Source organism: Heyndrickxia shackletonii (genome assembly GCF_001420715.1).
Classification (GTDB): Bacteria; Bacillota; Bacilli; order Bacillales; family Bacillaceae_C; genus Margalitia; species Margalitia shackletonii.
In genome coordinates, this window is the sequence record NZ_LJJC01000004.1 from 1772642 (window position 1) to 1788207 (window position 15566).

The window sequence follows — 15566 nt, forward strand, 5'->3', positions numbered from 1 at the left end:
GCTATTTGAAGGTGGTGGGAGAACTAGGTGAATATTCAAGACTACATTGGAAAAATTCGTACTCTACTAAGTTATAAAGTATTTACAATCATTACTTTACTGATTTTATCTATATTGATTTATGGAGTCCTTTACTACAATGTGAAGCCTCAAACGTATAATATGGAGTTATTTTCCATTGCCGATAAAACAGTTCGTTCTCCTAAAACGATAGAAGATGAAGCGAAAACCAATGAAGAACGGCAAAAGGCTGCAGACGAGGTTGGAAGGGTTTATACATTTAAAAAAGAAACTTTACAAAACAGGGTATCACTGATAAACTCCATTTTTGACTTTGTTAATGATGTAAATTATCAACCGGAACTACAAGACAAATCAAAGGATAAACCCGCAAAAAAATCCGATGCAGAAAAATTACAAATATTAAAATCGGATTTATCGAAAAATGTGAATGAAGACGTAACAAAGAGAATTCCAGATGATATTTTTTACACTTTACTTAAAACCAATCACTTTGATTTGGAGCAGGCTAGAGATATTGTTATCCAACAAGTAGAAACAATGATGGATGAAAAAATAAGAGATGATCAGGTATCCCAAGTAAGATTAAAAATAGCAGATAAAATTAACCAATCTAATTTAAACAGAGATTTGCGTGAAGCAGCAGTGGAGCTTGGCAAATATGCTATTGTTCCGAATGATATTTATGATCCTCAGTTAACCGAGGCAAGACAAAAACAGGCGATGGAAAATGTTGAGCCAGTAAAAATTTTACAGGGGCAAATTATTGTTCAAGAAGGACATCTTATCGACAGGGATATCTACCATCAGCTACAAATACTTGGTTTATTGAAAAGTAATCCAACAGTTAAGCCCTTTTACGGATTAGCACTGTTTGTCTTATTAATGATTGCGCCAATTTATCTTTATATACACAATACTTCGTATCCTGAAGATAAGAAACAGATATATTTAATCCTTGTAAGTTTCGTTTTTTTTATATCCCTATTATTAATGAGAATTGTGGGGTTTATTGATAGTACAGATTTACCTAATTTAGGTTATATTTATCCGGCAGCCTTGGCACCAATGTTAATTCGAATCATGTTAAATGAACGGTTTGCATTTATTGTAACGATTTTGTTAGCTGCATGTGGAAGTATTATATTTAGAGACGAACTGGCAGGGACGATTAATATTGAAATAGCTGTTTATATTTTGTTTAGTGGTACTGCAGGTATTTTATTTTTATCCAATCGAAACCGCCGCTCCAATATTTTACAAGCTGGATTATTTGTTTCCGTTATCAACCTGATGATGATATTTGCATTAATCCTATTAGGAAATGGACAGTATTCAAAAATGGAATACATTTATTTTGTGGTGTTTTCTATTGCTTCAGGATTACTGTCTGCAGTATTTACCATTGGGCTCGTGCCATTTTTCGAGGCAGGTTTTGGCATACTGTCGACGATTAAATTAATTGAACTATCAAATCCGAACCACCCTTTATTAAAGAAAATTTTAACGGAGGCACCTGGTACATATCATCATAGTGTGATGGTGGCGAATTTAGCGGAAGCAGCATGTGAAGCTGTCGGGGCAAATGGCTTGCTGGCAAGAGTCGGATGCTATTATCATGATATTGGCAAAACCAAACGCCCGCAATTTTTTATTGAAAATCAAATTAACATGGAAAATCCCCACAATCACTTGTCTCCGGAAGTGAGCAGGGATATCATTATTGCGCACGCAATTGACGGAGGAAAAATGCTAAGAAAACATAAATTTCCTAAGGAAATTATTGATATTGCGGAACAACATCATGGTACAACTTTGCTGAAATATTTTTATGTAAAGGCAAAAGAAGAAAATCAAAATGTGGATAAAGAATCGTTTCGATATCCTGGGCCGAAGCCTCAGACGAAAGAAATTGCTATCATCAGCATAGCGGATAGTGTAGAAGCTGCCGTTCGTTCCATGGCACACCCATCACCAGAACAAATAAAAGAGTTAATTCATAACATTGTTCAGGACCGCTTACAAGATGGTCAGCTTAATGAATGTGATATTACCTTAAAAGAGCTTGAAGTTATAAAGAAAACATTTTGTGAAACATTAAATGGTATATTTCACTCCCGAATTGAGTATCCCGAATAAGAAAAGCTGAAAACTCTTGCTTAGGCAGTGTAGGATATAGAGAATTCACAGGCGAGATAAATGAAACACGGCGAGAGACGAGTCGATACTTTCGCAAGGAGCAGCGGTAGAAATCCATTAGCTGAAAGTGCCTTGTACTATATAAAGTTTAAACTTGTAAAATAACTTATTTGTTAATTTTTTTACATAATAAATAAAAGGGAGCCCTTTTTGGGTGGTATTTTTAATTAATAAAATTGAATATTTAGAGGTGGATATTATGTCTTTATCCATTGACTTTATGGATGAAACAAATGAATTAAAAAAAGAAGATTTTGATTTAGTAGAAAGCCTTTTAAACTTTGCAGCAAATAAATTAGAAATTGAAAATGAAAGTGAAGTTTCGATTACTTTTGTATCGAACGAGAGAATCCAAGAAATAAATAGGGAGTATCGGGAAAAGGATCTGCCCACTGATGTTATTTCTTTTGCGATGGAAGAGTTGGGAGAAGGGGAAATAGAAATTAGTGGTGTCGAAATGCCTAGGGTACTTGGGGATATTATTATTTCTGTTTCTAAAGCACATGAACAAGCAAATGACTATGGTCATGCTTTTACGCGTGAATTAGGATTTTTGGCCCTTCATGGATTTTTGCATCTGCTTGGATATGATCATATGACACCAGAAGATGAGAAAGAAATGTTTGGACTTCAAAAGGACATATTAGATGAATATGGACTTAAACGATAAAAATAAGTCTCCTTTGTCAAAAACATTTTCCTATGCTTTCAGTGGAATTGTCCATGGTTTGGGACAAGAAAGAAACTTTAGGATACATACGGTAGCGGCGATTTTAGTAACAGTATTAAGTATCCTAATGCGAATTTCCTCGGTGGAATGGCTATTTGTTATTCTTTCTATTTTCGGTGTTTTTACATTAGAGTTAATTAATTCGGCAATAGAAAGGGTAGTGGATTTAACAACATCGGAATATCACCCTTTGGCAAAACAGGCAAAGGATTTAGCGGCAGGAGCAGTTTTAGTCTATTCCATTATGTCTGTTATTATTGCGTGTATCATTTTCATACCGAAACTTGCACATTTATATAAAATGCTCATACAGTAATAATAACAGGTGAATGTAACAGTTTTTACCATAGCAGAATTTGAATCCGATTTTTATTTGAGTTAAAATAAGTTTATCCAACATTTTGGTGGGTAAACTTATTTTAGTCAGATTTTTTGATATTTTCAATCAAATCAAAAATATTCTATAATTCATGACATTTTTGTGGTAAAATAAGATTTGAAGGGGAAGTAATATGAATTTAGAGCATTTAATTGAGGAAGCAAAGCAAGCAAGGGATAAAGCATATGTGCCATATTCAAAGTTTGCTGTGGGTGCAGCGTTGCTCACGAACGACGGAAAGGTTTATCAAGGATGCAATATTGAGAATGCAGCGTATAGTGTTGCCAATTGTGCTGAAAGAACAGCCCTGTTTAAAGCCTATTCAGAAGGCGATACATCCTTTGCTGCATTAGTTGTAACAGCAGATACTAACCGGCCAGTACCACCATGTGGAGCTTGTCGCCAAGTTATCTCAGAGCTTTGTCCTAAAGACATGAAGGTTATCCTTACCAATTTAAAAGGTGATAGGAAAGAGTTGACAGTAGAAGAATTATTGCCTGGTGCATTTTCTCCGGAGGATTTAAATGAGTAATAAACAAATTGCAGAAAACGAATTCAAATCAGGTTTTATCTCCATAATTGGACGCCCTAATGTTGGAAAGTCTACGTTTTTAAATAGGGTAATTGGGCAGAAAATTGCCATTATGAGTGATAAGCCTCAAACAACTAGAAATAAAGTCCAAGGTGTTTATACTACAGATGATTCTCAAATGATCTTTATAGATACTCCAGGCATTCATAAACCGAAACATAAACTTGGCGATTTTATGATGAAGGTTGCGACCAATACATTAAGAGAAGTCGACCTTATATTATTTATGATAAATGCAGTCGAAGGCTTAGGACGTGGTGATGAATTTATCATAGAAAAATTAAAAGAAGTTAAGACACCGGTATTCCTTGTCATTAATAAAATTGACCAGATTCATCCTGAAGAATTATTATCAATTATTGAACAGTATAAGGACCTTTTTGATTTTAAGGAAGTAATACCGATTTCTGCATTGCAAGGTAATAATACGGAAAAATTACTGGCGGAAATAAAAAAGTACTTACCTGCAGGCCCGCAATATTATCCAGCAGACCAGATTACAGACCACCCAGAAAGATTTATTGTTTCTGAGTTAATACGGGAAAAGGTATTGCATTTAACTAGAGAAGAGGTTCCGCATTCCATTGCAGTTGTTATGGATAAAATGGAAAAAAAATCAGATTCCGATGTTGTTCATATTATGGCTACCATTGTAGTAGAACGATCTTCTCAAAAAGGGATTATTATAGGGAAACAGGGCAGTATGCTGAAAGAAGTGGGAAAACGAGCTCGAGTTGATATTGAACATTTACTTGGATCGAAGGTTTTTCTCGAACTATGGGTAAAGGTTCAAAAAGATTGGAGAAATAAAATTAATCAACTGCGGGATTTTGGCTTTAGGGAAGATGAATATTAAGGTTAGCCTTAAGTTGTGTTAGAGTGATGAATTATGCATCCAAATTTGTTAGCAATTTTTACGTCACATGATTTCAGGAAATCTCGGTGAAGCTAAATATATGCTTTACAAAAATGATTTCATGAGTTTTCACAACATGAAAGGCGGGGGTTATATGCTAGAGTTTACATGGAAATTTTTTACCGAAACTGGTAGTATTGATACCTATTTGCTTTTTAAGGAACTGGAAAAAGAAGGACAAGATGAACCTATGAAAACAGATCATGAAATCTCAGGAATTGATTATAATCCAATCTCCTGAAAATATTTCTTTTCTGTTATCACCTGAATGAAGCAAAAAGATTGCTTTGGAAGGTGGATATAATGCTTCAAAAATGTGAAGGTATAGTAATAAGAACACATGATTATGGTGAATCGAATAAAATTATAAATGTATATACACGTGAATTTGGGAAACTTGGGATGATGGCAAGAGGCGCAAAAAAGCCGAACAGTCGCCTCTCTGCTGTTTCCCAACTTTTTACTTATGGATATTTTCTCGTTCAAACAGGTAATGGACTTGGGACGCTTCAACAAGGAGAAATGATTTCTTCGATGAGGTCAATACGAGAAGATATTTTTCAAACCGCATATGCTTCGTATATTGTCGATCTTTTAGACAAAAGTGTTGAAGAAAGACAGAAAAATCCATTTTTGTTTGAGCTTTTATATCAAACATTAAATTACATAAACGAAGATGTGGACATAGATATTATTACAAATATATTCGAAATGAAAATGCTAAATGTCTTAGGATTATATCCTGTGATGAATCAGTGTGCGATTTGCGGCAGTAAAAATGGTAATTTTGCTTTTTCTATTCGGGAAAACGGTCTCATTTGTCATCGATGTTTTGAAAAGGATCCATATCTCTTGCCTGTTTCACAAAGCAGTATTAGACTTTTAAGACTTTTTTATTATATTGATATTAACAGATTAGGTTCCATTTCTGTGAAGCCAGAAACAAAAAAGGAGCTTCGGAGAACGATAACGATGTATTACGATGAATACTCCGGCTTGCAGTTAAAATCAAAAAAATTTTTAGATCAAATCGATAAATTTAAAGACATTCTTTAATGATGCAAGCAAAAATAATGGTTCTTTATTTCGTTTTGAAATAGAGAGCCTTTATTTTTGTCTGGGGCATTTAACAGTATAAATAAATTTTTGAAAAAATGTTCGTCTTTCTGCTTACGTATTTGCCCTTGCAATTTTCTTTTCATATTTTAAAATTAGTATATAATAATTGTTATAAAAGTATAACACATCTAAATGCTTTTTTGAATTGGGGGTGTAAACAATAGAACTTAATAAAAGGCAACAACAAATATTACAAATTGTAAAGGACAATGGCCCGATAACAGGGGAGCATATAGCAGATCGGCTAAAGTTAACAAGAGCGACATTAAGACCTGATTTAGCTATTTTGACCATGGCTGGCTATTTGGATGCTCGTCCCAGAGTGGGATATTTTTATACAGGAAAAACAGGGGCGCAGCTTTTGACTGAAAATTTAAATAAAATTTTTGTCCGAGATTATCAATCCTTGCCTGTAGTGGTAAATGAAAATATTTCTGTTTACGATGCTATCGTTTCCGTATTTTTGGAGGATGTAGGTACTTTATATGTGGTAGATGAAAATTCTCATTTAGTTGGGGTCCTTTCCAGGAAAGATTTGCTTAGAGCGAGTATAGGAAAACAAGAACTTTCCGCATTGCCAGTGAATATTATAATGACCCGAATGCCAAATATAACATACTGTGAAAAAGATGATATGCTGATCGATGTAGCAAAAAAGTTGATAGATAAGCAAATTGATTCTTTGCCGGTTGTAAAAGTAACCGACCAAGGCTTAGAAGTTACTGGCCGTATAACCAAAACCAATATAACGAAAGCATTTGTAGCTCTCGTAGATGGAGATTTATAAGTAAGGCATTTTCGTAAATTTGTTGTTATTTACTATAAGTAAAATTTATAATTATCAATTGTAAGTACGAAAAGAAGTTTTTTTTGTACGAAAAACAACAATTAATTCGGAAAAAGCTTTATTATTAAAAAGGAGTTTGGTGAAATAAATGATAAAACCAACCATTTATATTATATCTGATTCGGTGGGAGAAACGGCAGAATTAGTAACGAAAGCAGCTATAAGTCAATTTAATGGAAATGATGCAGAAATAAAAAGGTTTCCTTACGTGGAAGATTTTCAGCATATAGAGGAAGTACTTTCACTTGCAAAAATGAATCATGGCATTATTGTATATACATTAGTTAAACCGGAAATGCGACAATATATAAAAGAAAAATCCGAACAGGATCGGATTTATACCATAGATATCATTGGTCCATTACTTGATAAACTAGAAGACCTTTACGGAAAAAAACCATTATGCGAACCAGGGCTGGTACGAAAATTAGATGAACAGTATTTCAAAAAAGTGGAAGCAATCGAGTTCGCAGTAAAATATGATGATGGCCGTGATCCTAGGGGAATTCTTCGCGCTGACATCGTACTTATTGGTGTTTCCCGCACCTCTAAAACACCACTATCTCAGTATTTGGCACATAAAAGGTTTAAAGTAGCAAACGTTCCTTTGGTACCAGAAGTGGATCCGCCTGAGGAATTATTTCAAGTGCCACCGGAAAAATGTATCGGTTTAAAAATTAGTCCGGATAAATTAAATCATATTCGAAAAGAACGGTTAATATCCCTTGGTCTCAATGATCAAGCAAGCTATGCAAATATTGATCGAATTAAATCAGAAATTGATTATTTTGATCAAATAGCTTCAAAAATCGGTTGTAAAGTTATTGATGTTACAAATAAAGCGGTCGAAGAAACCGCCAATATCATCATGAATTACATTCGAGGTACGGAATAACACATGATCTTTAGGATGATGTGTTTTTCATTTTTTTTATTTTTTTACCACCATGAAAATAAAAATATATGGTCAAATGCATAAAAATATACTATAATAAAAAATTGTGATAAAAATGTATTTAAAATAGGTTTAGAGTCACGAAATAAGGAATAAACTAACTATTGAGATATGTCAAGATTATTTTCTTAAAGTTATTCGACAAGGTCCGTAAAATTCTTAAAAATGATTAGTTAAAGAAAGAAGGATTCTGTGGAGCGATGTAGAATAGATACTAATAACGAAGAAAGTAATCCGATGATTTGGTATTTAAGCGTTCAAAGTCTACTCCTAAGTGTTTAAGTCTCTAAACTGACTGCTCTTTACTTCTACATTTGTGCGAATTTTGTCGAAAAATGTAAATGAAGAGATAAAAAAATAAAGGCAATTGGGGATGTTTTCGTGACGGGAATAATTCCTGAGGAAAAAATTAATGAAATTCGCGGGTCCATAGACATAGTAGATGTGATTGGTGAATATGTTCATTTGAAAAAGCAAGGGAGAAACTACTTCGGTTTATGTCCTTTTCATGGCGAGAATACTCCATCTTTCTCTGTCTCATCTGACAAACAAATATTTCATTGTTTTGGGTGTGGGGCTGGTGGTAATGTTTTCACTTTTATCATGGATATTGATGGGATAGGTTTCCAAGAGGCAGTTATTAAATTAGCTCAAAAAGCGAACATTGAATTAAGTATTGACCCGAAAATTGATCAGCGTTCTGAAGGGAACCACACTAGCGACCATCAGAAAATGCTGGAAGCTCATGCTTTGTTACAAAAATTTTATCATCATTTATTGGTAAATACAAAAGAGGGTCAAGAAGCATTTGAATATCTTATTCAAAGAGGCTTTACAAGGGAAAGTATGGAGAAATTTCAAATAGGCTATGCTTTGCCAAGCTGGGATTTCACCGTAAAACTATTTCAAAAAAGGGGTTTCCCATTACCCCTTATGGAAAAAGCTGGTTTGATCATAAAAAAAGAAAGTGACGATACTTATTTTGACCGATTTCGAAACAGAATTATGTTTCCGATAATGAATTCTAAAGGTCAAACGATCGCATTTTCAGGCAGGGTTTTAGATAAAGAAGAGCAGCCGAAGTATTTAAACAGCCCTGAAACGGAACTCTTTAATAAAAGCTCTGTTTTATATAATCTTCATCAAGCGAGAAGCTTTATAAAGAAGCAGCAACAAGCTATTTTATTTGAGGGATTTGCCGATTGCATTTCAGCGGATAGGGCATCTATTTATAATGGGATAGCCACAATGGGAACTGCTTTAACAGAGCAGCATGTTCAGCAAATACGGAGATTAACAGATAATATTATTATTTGCTACGATTCCGATTCCGCTGGAACGGAGGCTGCATACAAAGCAGGGCAAATGCTCGTTGAACATCATTTTAATATTCGTATTGCAAGAATGCCAGACGGTTTAGACCCTGATGACTACATCCAAAAAAACAGTGCGGAAAAATTTCGTCAAGATGTAATAGGGGCAAGCATGACGTTTATGGCGTTTAAAATGCAATATCATCGCATCGGAAAAAAGCTTCAAAATGAAGGAGAAAAGCTCAAGTATATAGAAATAATAATAAATGAGATTTCAAAGCTTGAAAACGCGGTTGAAAGAGATCATTATTTACGCCAATTAGCGGAAGAATTTTCGATTTCAATGGATGCGTTAAAGCAGCAACAACTTCAAGCATTTTATGCAAATAAGAAAAAAAATTCATTCATGGGGCAAAGCACTAATCATAAAGTATTAGTAAAGCAAGAAAAAAAAATATTACCCGCACATCAAACAGCAGAAAGACGACTTCTTAGTCATATGTTAAGGGATGTGGAAATAGCATATAAAGTCAGAGATTTATTAGCTAATCATACCTTTAATATAGATGAGCATCAGGCTATTCTCACCTATCTTCTTGGCTTTTATGAAGAAGGGAATGAACCGGATACAAGTTCGTTTTTGCTTTATTTACCGGATCAACAGCTCCGCAGGGTTGTTGCGGATATCGAAATGATGCCATTGAATAGTGAAGTATCTAATCAGGAAATTGAAGATTATATAATTCAAGTGTTGAAACATCAAAAGATGTTAAAAATAAATGAAAAAGTAAAAGAACAAAAAAAAGCTGAATTAGAAAATGATCTGCAAAAGGCTTTATCCATTGCAAATGAAATTATACAGCTTCGCAAGTCATTATGATAATTTAATGGATAATATCAAAATGAATAACATAACCATTATATTCGTTTTGTTTAAATAGTTGGAAGGAGGGGAACAAATGGCTGAAAAATCAGCTCGTTCCAAAGAATTAGAACCTGAATTGACTCTTGATCAAGCAAAAGAACAATTAATTGAACGCGGTAAAAAACGCGGATTTTTAACATATGAAATGATTTCAGGAAAGCTTAGCCATTTTGAATTAGATTCCGAACAAATGGATGAATTTTATGAAACTTTAGGTGAACAAGGAATCGAGATTCTGGAAGATAATGAAGATGATGACGAAGAATCTCCAGATATCCATGAGTTAGAAAAAGATGAAGAGGATGAATTTGATTTAAATGATCTAAGTGTCCCTCCAGGTGTAAAAATCAATGACCCAGTTAGAATGTATTTAAAAGAGATTGGGCGTGTTGATCTCCTTTCCGCTGATGAAGAAATTGAACTTGCAAAACGAATTGAGCAAGGCGACGAAGAAGCGAAAAGAAGATTGGCAGAAGCAAATTTACGTTTGGTTGTAAGTATTGCAAAGCGTTACGTTGGCCGTGGCATGCTTTTCTTGGATTTAATTCAAGAAGGCAATATGGGACTTATTAAAGCGGTAGAAAAGTTTGACTATGACAAAGGCTTTAAATTCAGTACCTATGCTACATGGTGGATTCGACAAGCCATCACACGTGCAATTGCCGATCAGGCCAGAACCATTCGAATTCCTGTTCATATGGTAGAGACAATAAATAAACTGATTCGAGTGCAACGTCAATTACTGCAAGATTTAGGCCGTGAACCTTCACCTGAAGAAATTGCAGAGGAAATGGACTTAACACCTGAAAAGGTTCGGGAAATTTTAAAAATTGCTCAAGAACCAGTTTCATTAGAAACACCAATTGGGGAAGAAGATGATTCCCATTTAGGTGATTTCATTGAAGACCAGGATGCTACATCACCATCTGAACATGCCGCCTATGAATTGTTGAAAGAACAATTAGAAGACGTATTGGATACATTAACAGATCGTGAAGAAAATGTTCTAAGATTACGTTTCGGCTTGGACGATGGCAGAACAAGAACCTTAGAAGAAGTTGGAAAAGTATTTGGCGTTACCCGTGAACGTATTCGCCAAATAGAAGCGAAAGCACTTAGAAAGCTGCGCCATCCAAGCCGAAGCAAAAGGCTAAAAGATTTTCTTGAATAATATTTAGTTATTAGTTTACCTTTACCGGGTAAACTAATTTTTTTGTTTAATTTTACATATAAAAAAGGAATTTTGCCACTTAATCTCGAATCATTGAATGACAGGATGTGTTGCAAATGAATTCTTCAAGAAAAGAAATAATTATTAACGAAATTACATATTGGAAACAGCATCAAATGTTACCCGAACATTATTGTGATTTTTTACTCGCTTTATATACAGAAGGGGAAACATCGTCGGCTAAAAAAAGTCGGGATAAAGCATTTTGGAAAAATAGTTTTATTATTTTTCTTATATTAGCCACTTTAGGTTTATCAGTATTTGTCATTTATTTTACTGAATTCAATTTTGTTTTGCAAACGATGATTTTGACAAGTTTTGTCGTTTTATTGCTATTATTCGGAATTTATTATTCTAAAAAAAAATATTGGTATACATTTTTTTATATTGGTGCCAGCTTGCATTTACTTTTTCTGTCCGTTTTATTGAATGATAAATTATTTCATAATGGAGCTTTATCATTAAGTATTATTATCATTGTGAACTGCCTGCTCTGGATATTTACGGGATGGAAATTAAAATTGTATTATTTTATTATTTCCGGAATAATTGGGATTTCTGTGCTTTTAATTTATATTTTAGTATAATGATTAAATAATGAAAAACTTTTAAAAGTTGAGAAAATTAGTCCACCTCTATTATAATATTTAATGTAAGCGGATACAAGATGTGAGGGGGATGGAAATGAACTTTGAGCTTACGGAAGAACAAAAAATGATCTTGCGCACTATACGTGAATTTTCTGATGCAGAGGTGGCTCCCGGTGCATTGGAACGTGATCGGAATAAACAGTTTCCAACAGAAATTTTCAAGAAATTAAGTGAACTAGGGATGATGGGGCTTCCATTTCCGGAGGAATATGGAGGGGCTGGTGCCGATACAATTAGTTTTGCGATTGTTGTGGAAGAATTAAGTCGCGCTTGCGGATCAACTGGGATTACATATTCTGCCCATATTTCCCTTGGCGGGGCACCAATTAATATGTTTGGAACAAAGGAACAAAAAGAAAAATTTCTGACTCCGATTTGTACAGGTGAATCTTTAGGGGCATTTGGCTTAACTGAACCTAATGCAGGCTCAGATGCAGGCGGGACGAAAACGACCGCAGTTGTTGACGGAAATGACTTTGTAATTAACGGCAATAAATGTTTCATAACAAATGCTAGTTACGCAAAACATTTAGCACTGACAGCGATTACGGGTGAATTAGAGGGCAACAAGGAGATAAGTGCAATCATTGTCCCAACGAATACAAAGGGCTTTAGTGTCATTGATAATTACGAAAAGCTAGGTCTGCATTCCTCAAATACTACGGAATTAGTGTTAGAGGACGTAAGAGTCCCACAAGAGAATTTGCTGGGTGAACGTGGCAAGGGGTTTAAGCAGTTTCTTGTCACGTTAGATGGGGGAAGAATTGGTATTGGTGCGATGGCAGTAGGGATTGCTCAGGCTGCATTTGAGAAAGCTTTAGAATATGCAAAAGAAAGAAAGCAATTTGGCCGTTCTTTATCTGAATTTCAAGTTACCCAATTTAAAATTGCCGATATGGCGATGAAAATTGAGTTGGCAAGAAATATGGTGTATAAAGCGGCATGGTTAAAAGATCAAGGTCGACCATTTACAAAAGAAGCGGCAATGTGTAAATTATACGCTTCAGAAATTTGTATGGAGATTACGAATCAAGCCGTTCAAATTCATGGTGGAAATGGCTATATGAGGGATTACCATGTAGAAAGATTTATGCGAGATGCTAAATTGCTTGAAATTGGTGAAGGCACATCAGAAGTTCAACGTATGGTGATTTCCAGAGAAGTTGGATGTAATTAATTTATAAAAATGGTACAAACTAAATATCGAAAGCCGAAAACTTCATCTATTTATGGATGAAGTTTTTGTCTAAATTCCGAAAATATGATGAATCTTGCTAATTAGGGGTTTTCCTTCCATTGTTTTTCGAGTAAAATAAAATTGTTTGCACCAATAGGTATTTTTTTGTTTCTTACATAAGGGAGGTTATTTTGTGAAACGTAATCCTGCTATACCTTACATTTTTATTATGTTGCTAGGAATTGTACTTGTATTCTTTCTCTCTGTTAAGGGGCTTGGCGATGCAAAAGAGATTGCCAAAGATAATAAAAAGGGAGATGCGAAAACAGAAGCTCCAGCCGGTCAAACTGGAGGAAAATTTGATCCGGAAAGCTTTGCAAAAACAACATGTATATCATGTCACGGTAACAATTTAGAGGGAAATGTTGGTCCTAATTTACACGGAATTGGTAAAAAGATTTCAAAAGATGAAATTAAAAATGTCTTGAAAAATGGTAAAAATGGCGGAATGCCTGCAGGTTTAGTTCCTGCCGAAAATATTGATGCAATGGCTGATTGGCTATCGAAGTTGAAGTAAAATTTAGGTCAAAAAAGTTCTCGCAAATGTGCGAAGAACTTTTTTTTGCTTTTAAAAACGTCTAAAATAAAAAAGAAGACTAAAAAAGTGGTGAAAAAATGAACATAGAAAAATTATCAAAAAGATTAGAGGCAGTTAGTGAATACATACCTATAGGATCAAAAGTCGCGGATATTGGTTCAGACCATGCCTATTTGCCTTGTTATGCCGTGAAAAATGGTATAGCGGAATTTGCCATAGCTGGGGAAGTTGTAGAGGGACCATATCAATCTGCGTTACAGCAAGTAAATAATTCGAGTTTAAGCCATGCTATTTCAGTCAGAAAAGGTGACGGTCTCGAAGTAATTGAAAAAGGGGAAGTCGATTGTATAACAATTGCAGGAATGGGTGGAGCGCTGATTACGTCGATTTTAAATCAGGGAATAGAGAAACTAAGCGGTGTTCAAAGATTGATCCTTCAACCTAATATCGCAGCTATTTCGATACGTACTTGGTGTATAGAACACGGTTGGAAGATTATTGCAGAACAGATACTTGAAGAAGATCAAAAAATTTACGAGATTCTCGTATTAGAACCTATAAATGATAATGGACCTTATACGTTATCAGATGAAGAGCTTTTGATGGGGCCAATGTTAATAAAAGAAAAAAATAACGTTTTCCAAAAAAAATGGCATCAAGAAGTGGAACAATGGAAACGCATTATAAAATCCTTAGACCAAGCAGTAGAAACAGTGGAGACAACGGAAAAGAAAAATCAGCTTCAAAAAAATATTAGGATGGTAGAGGAGGTAATCTCTTGAAAAAAGTGAATGGACATGAGATCATTCAGCTATTTGAAAGCTTTTCGCCAAAGCAATATGCTATGGATGGAGACCCTATTGGATTACAGGTTGGTAAGCTGAATCAGCCCGTAACAAAAGTGCTGGTTGCACTTGATGTTTTAGAAGAAGTAGTGGATGAAGCAATCGAAAATAATGTTCAGTTGATTATTGCCCATCATCCACCAATTTTTCGCCCCTTAAAAAAAATAACAACGGACACCCCTTCTGGCAGACTGATAGAAAAACTAATAAAACATGATATAGCTGTTTATGCTGCCCATACAAATTTAGATGTGGCAACTGGTGGAGTTAACGATTTACTAGCAAGCGCATTAAAATTAGAAAATGTCGATATACTTGTTCCAACATTCGAACAAAAACTAAAGAAACTTGCTGTCTATGTGCCGATCGAGAGTGAAAACGATGTAAGGTCAGCATTAGGCAAGGTCGGAGCCGGAGCAATTGGGCAATATAGCCATTGTTCTTTTACTTCTGAGGGAACAGGAAGATTTCTACCAGGTGAAAATACCAATCCTTTTATAGGGGAAGTAGGAAAATTAGAGGCAACAAAAGAAGTGAAAATTGAAACTATCTTTCCGGATTATTTAGAGAAAAAAGTTTTATCCGCAATGATAAAAGCACATCCATATGAAGAAGTGGCATATGATATATATCCGCTTGAAAACAAAGGTCCTAGTTTAGGGCTTGGCAGGATTGGAGTGCTGCCAGAATCCATGACCTTAGAACAATTTGCGCAGCATGTGAAAACTACCTTAGATGTAAAAACAGTTCGTGTAGTAGGTAACCTGAACGATATAATCAAAAAAGTAGCTGTTCTAGGGGGAGACGGAAACAAATATTATCAACATGCAAAATTTAAAGGGGCAGATGTGTACGTAACAGGTGATGTATATTACCATACTGCTCACGATATGATGAATGCCGGCTTAAATGTAGTAGACCCAGGACATAATGTCGAAAAGGTAATGAAAAACGGAGTAGCGCAAATGTTAACAAAAATGTGTGAAGAAAAAGGGTTTGAAGTCTCGTTTATCGCTTCAGACATTCATACTGATCCATTTACCTTCCTATAAAAAAAATCGGCCAAAGC

Annotated in this window: 16 protein-coding genes; all 16 read left to right on the forward strand. The window is 34.9% G+C overall.

From position 1 onward, the window contains the following. Positions 1-27: 27 nt before the first annotated feature. The 16 genes from AN964_RS08365 (at position 28) to AN964_RS08435 (ending at position 15549) form a co-directional block, all read left to right on the forward strand. Positions 28-2160 (forward strand): HD family phosphohydrolase, encoded by a 2133-nt coding sequence (locus tag AN964_RS08365; protein ID WP_055739239.1) that lies wholly within the window; start codon positions 28-30, stop codon positions 2158-2160. Positions 2161-2419: 259 nt separating this feature from the next. Then, positions 2420-2890 (forward strand): rRNA maturation RNase YbeY, encoded by a 471-nt coding sequence (gene ybeY, locus AN964_RS08370; protein ID WP_055741184.1) that lies wholly within the window; start codon positions 2420-2422, stop codon positions 2888-2890. Further along, entirely contained in the window at positions 2868-3266 is a 399-nt protein-coding gene (locus AN964_RS08375) for a diacylglycerol kinase family protein (RefSeq protein ID WP_055739240.1), read from the forward strand. Before ybeY ends, AN964_RS08375 begins: the two co-directional genes overlap by 23 nt. 196 nt (positions 3267-3462) lie before the next feature. Further along, positions 3463-3861 carry a cytidine deaminase gene (locus tag AN964_RS08380; RefSeq protein WP_055739241.1) on the forward strand — a complete coding sequence of 133 codons (399 nt, stop codon included), beginning with the start codon at positions 3463-3465 and terminating at the stop codon, positions 3859-3861. Further along, a complete protein-coding gene (gene era / locus AN964_RS08385) occupies positions 3854-4777 on the forward strand; it encodes a GTPase Era (RefSeq protein ID WP_055739242.1) in 924 nt (307 codons plus the stop codon). Before AN964_RS08380 ends, era begins: the two co-directional genes overlap by 8 nt. Positions 4778-4931: 154 nt before the next feature. After that, positions 4932-5078 (forward strand): YqzL family protein, encoded by a 147-nt coding sequence (locus tag AN964_RS25405; RefSeq protein WP_083489429.1) that lies wholly within the window; start codon positions 4932-4934, stop codon positions 5076-5078. Between the two features lie 62 nt (positions 5079-5140). After that, on the forward strand, positions 5141-5893 hold the full coding sequence (gene recO / locus AN964_RS08390; RefSeq protein ID WP_055739243.1) for a DNA repair protein RecO: 753 nt from the start codon (positions 5141-5143) through the stop codon (positions 5891-5893). Positions 5894-6116: 223 nt separating this feature from the next. After that, a complete protein-coding gene (gene ccpN / locus AN964_RS08395) occupies positions 6117-6743 on the forward strand; it encodes a transcriptional regulator CcpN (protein WP_055739244.1) in 627 nt (208 codons plus the stop codon). Positions 6744-6891: 148 nt separating this feature from the next. Then, the gene (locus AN964_RS08400; RefSeq protein ID WP_055739245.1) at positions 6892-7698 is read left to right on the forward strand and encodes a pyruvate, water dikinase regulatory protein; all 807 of its coding nucleotides are present in this window, start codon (positions 6892-6894) and stop codon (positions 7696-7698) included. 441 nt (positions 7699-8139) lie between these two features. Then, entirely contained in the window at positions 8140-9951 is a 1812-nt protein-coding gene (gene dnaG / locus AN964_RS08405; RefSeq protein ID WP_055739246.1) for a DNA primase, read from the forward strand. Between the two features lie 79 nt (positions 9952-10030). Beyond that, positions 10031-11167 (forward strand): RNA polymerase sigma factor RpoD, encoded by a 1137-nt coding sequence (rpoD, locus tag AN964_RS08410; RefSeq protein WP_055739247.1) that lies wholly within the window; start codon positions 10031-10033, stop codon positions 11165-11167. Between the two features lie 116 nt (positions 11168-11283). Further along, on the forward strand, positions 11284-11814 hold the full coding sequence (locus AN964_RS08415; RefSeq protein WP_055739248.1) for a hypothetical protein: 531 nt from the start codon (positions 11284-11286) through the stop codon (positions 11812-11814). A gap of 97 nt (positions 11815-11911) precedes the next feature. After that, positions 11912-13054 carry an acyl-CoA dehydrogenase gene (locus AN964_RS08420; RefSeq protein WP_055739249.1) on the forward strand — a complete coding sequence of 381 codons (1143 nt, stop codon included), beginning with the start codon at positions 11912-11914 and terminating at the stop codon, positions 13052-13054. A gap of 193 nt (positions 13055-13247) precedes the next feature. Continuing rightward, positions 13248-13631: a cytochrome c550 gene (cccA, locus tag AN964_RS08425; protein WP_055739250.1), complete on the forward strand. Its 384-nt coding sequence runs from the start codon at positions 13248-13250 to the stop codon at positions 13629-13631. Between the two features lie 98 nt (positions 13632-13729). Next, positions 13730-14434: a tRNA (adenine(22)-N(1))-methyltransferase gene (locus tag AN964_RS08430; protein ID WP_055739251.1), complete on the forward strand. Its 705-nt coding sequence runs from the start codon at positions 13730-13732 to the stop codon at positions 14432-14434. Then, positions 14431-15549: a Nif3-like dinuclear metal center hexameric protein gene (locus AN964_RS08435; protein ID WP_055739252.1), complete on the forward strand. Its 1119-nt coding sequence runs from the start codon at positions 14431-14433 to the stop codon at positions 15547-15549. Before AN964_RS08430 ends, AN964_RS08435 begins: the two co-directional genes overlap by 4 nt. The last annotated feature ends 17 nt before the right edge of the window (positions 15550-15566 follow it).

Coding starts and splice junctions, on each gene's coding strand:
- AN964_RS08380 (WP_055739241.1), top strand. CDS start 3,463: ATGAATTTAGAGCATTTAATTGAGGAAGCAAAGCAAGCAAGGGATAAA.
- era (WP_055739242.1), top strand. CDS start 3,854: ATGAGTAATAAACAAATTGCAGAAAACGAATTCAAATCAGGTTTTATC.
- ybeY (WP_055741184.1), top strand. CDS start 2,420: ATGTCTTTATCCATTGACTTTATGGATGAAACAAATGAATTAAAAAAA.
- AN964_RS08415 (WP_055739248.1), top strand. CDS start 11,284: ATGAATTCTTCAAGAAAAGAAATAATTATTAACGAAATTACATATTGG.
- AN964_RS08420 (WP_055739249.1), top strand. CDS start 11,912: ATGAACTTTGAGCTTACGGAAGAACAAAAAATGATCTTGCGCACTATA.
- AN964_RS25405 (WP_083489429.1), top strand. CDS start 4,932: ATGCTAGAGTTTACATGGAAATTTTTTACCGAAACTGGTAGTATTGAT.
- rpoD (WP_055739247.1), top strand. CDS start 10,031: ATGGCTGAAAAATCAGCTCGTTCCAAAGAATTAGAACCTGAATTGACT.
- AN964_RS08400 (WP_055739245.1), top strand. CDS start 6,892: ATGATAAAACCAACCATTTATATTATATCTGATTCGGTGGGAGAAACG.
- recO (WP_055739243.1), top strand. CDS start 5,141: ATGCTTCAAAAATGTGAAGGTATAGTAATAAGAACACATGATTATGGT.
- AN964_RS08375 (WP_055739240.1), top strand. CDS start 2,868: ATGAATATGGACTTAAACGATAAAAATAAGTCTCCTTTGTCAAAAACA.
- AN964_RS08430 (WP_055739251.1), top strand. CDS start 13,730: ATGAACATAGAAAAATTATCAAAAAGATTAGAGGCAGTTAGTGAATAC.